Annotated in this window: 3 protein-coding genes; all 3 read left to right on the plus strand. The window is 44.9% G+C overall.

All coding sequences use genetic code 11. From position 1 onward, the window contains the following. Nucleotides 1-225, plus strand: a 225-nt coding sequence (locus tag R7O12_RS25125) for a DUF2607 family protein (protein ID WP_318126776.1), incomplete at its 5' end; no start/stop codon positions are given. Nucleotides 226-353: 128 nt separating this feature from the next. Then, complete coding sequence (gene zrgA / locus R7O12_RS25130; RefSeq protein WP_089204127.1) at nucleotides 354-968, plus strand: zinc uptake protein ZrgA; 615 nt, start codon at nucleotides 354-356, stop codon at nucleotides 966-968. A 64-nt stretch (nucleotides 969-1,032) separates the two neighbouring features. After that, nucleotides 1,033-1,329: ATP-binding cassette domain-containing protein (locus tag R7O12_RS25135; RefSeq protein WP_318126779.1), on the plus strand; the 297-nt coding region annotated here is incomplete at its 3' end.

The raw sequence follows: 1,329 nt of genomic DNA on the forward strand, positions 1-1,329 counted from the left end.
ATCTGGAATTTTGCTTCGATCTTTCATCAAGTCGACCTCACACCAGAGCATCATACCCATCATCACTGCCAACTCTTTGCTGGCGCGCAACATGGTCTCGCTAAAGCACAACCGGCAATCCCTGTGCCGTCATACACACGGGCCCATTATGATGATGTCTCAGAGCGCTCGCATCATGTAGAAGAAGTATTCAGCGCTGCGCGTGCACCGCCTTATTTTGCGTAAACACTCAAACACAACCCAATTACGTTATTTCCAACGTGTATAGACGCGTTTCAATAACAGAACGTCAAATGAGTACTAATCTGAAATCAACCAGATCTCGGATTTATCAGCAAAATTAGGAAAGTAAAATGCCATCTAAACAGGTTTTAGCGATCGTTATCGGTTTGTCTCTATCGACAGTCGCAACAGCAGAAGAATACCGCCAACACAGTGCGCACGTTCATGGTCATGTTGAATTTAATATTGCCCAAGACGGCAGTGACTTGCTGCTCGAAATCACAGCTCCTGGTGCTGATGTGGTCGGCTTTGAACACGCACCAGAAAATGCAGAGCAAGAGAAAACACTGCAACACGCAGTCGCAACGCTAGAAGATAGCAACGCACTGTTTGCGATTAACCCACAAGCACAATGCGAAATTGAAGAAGTTCATGTTGAACACTCGCTTGGGGGGCAACATGAAGAACATGAGCACCATGATCATGAAGGCCATGATCATGATGAACACGCCCATCACGATCACGACGGTCATGAAGGTCACGACCATTCAGAGCACAGCGACCACGGTGAATTTACCGTGCAATATCGCTTTCATTGTGCCCAAGTCGGCGAACTTAGCCGTATTCAAACTGATTGGTTTAACCAATTCCCAAGTACTGAATCGGTAAATGTAAACCTATTCACAGATACGACTCAATCAGCCACTAGCTTAACCAAAAGCAACACTCAAATCGCAATCAAATAACCAAAATAGCGTGTAAGTACCCACTTACACGCTGTGTTTTTTTAATTCGCTTTGGTGATTTACTATGACTGATTCAGCATCAAACGTGGTTGAGCTCAAACAAGCTCAGTTTGTCTGGCCCGGTTCAAGACACGCAACCATTCATATTCCACAGTTACATATTGCCCAAGGTGAGCACGTATTTATCAAAGGTCCCAGTGGCTGCGGTAAATCTACGCTGCTTGCCCTACTAACTGGCATCAACACGTTAACATCAGGCTCTCTATCCGTACTGAATACTGACCTTGTTTGTTTAAGTGCAAGTCAAAGAGACAAATTTCGCGCCGATCACATTGGCTATATCTTTCAGCAGTTCAATTTA

The organism is Vibrio sp. Vb1574 (assembly GCF_033338675.1).

Bases quoted from the DNA above. Each gene is read 5' to 3' on its own strand.
- zrgA (WP_089204127.1), top strand. From the start codon at position 354: ATGCCATCTAAACAGGTTTTAGCGATCGTTATCGGTTTGTCTCTATCG.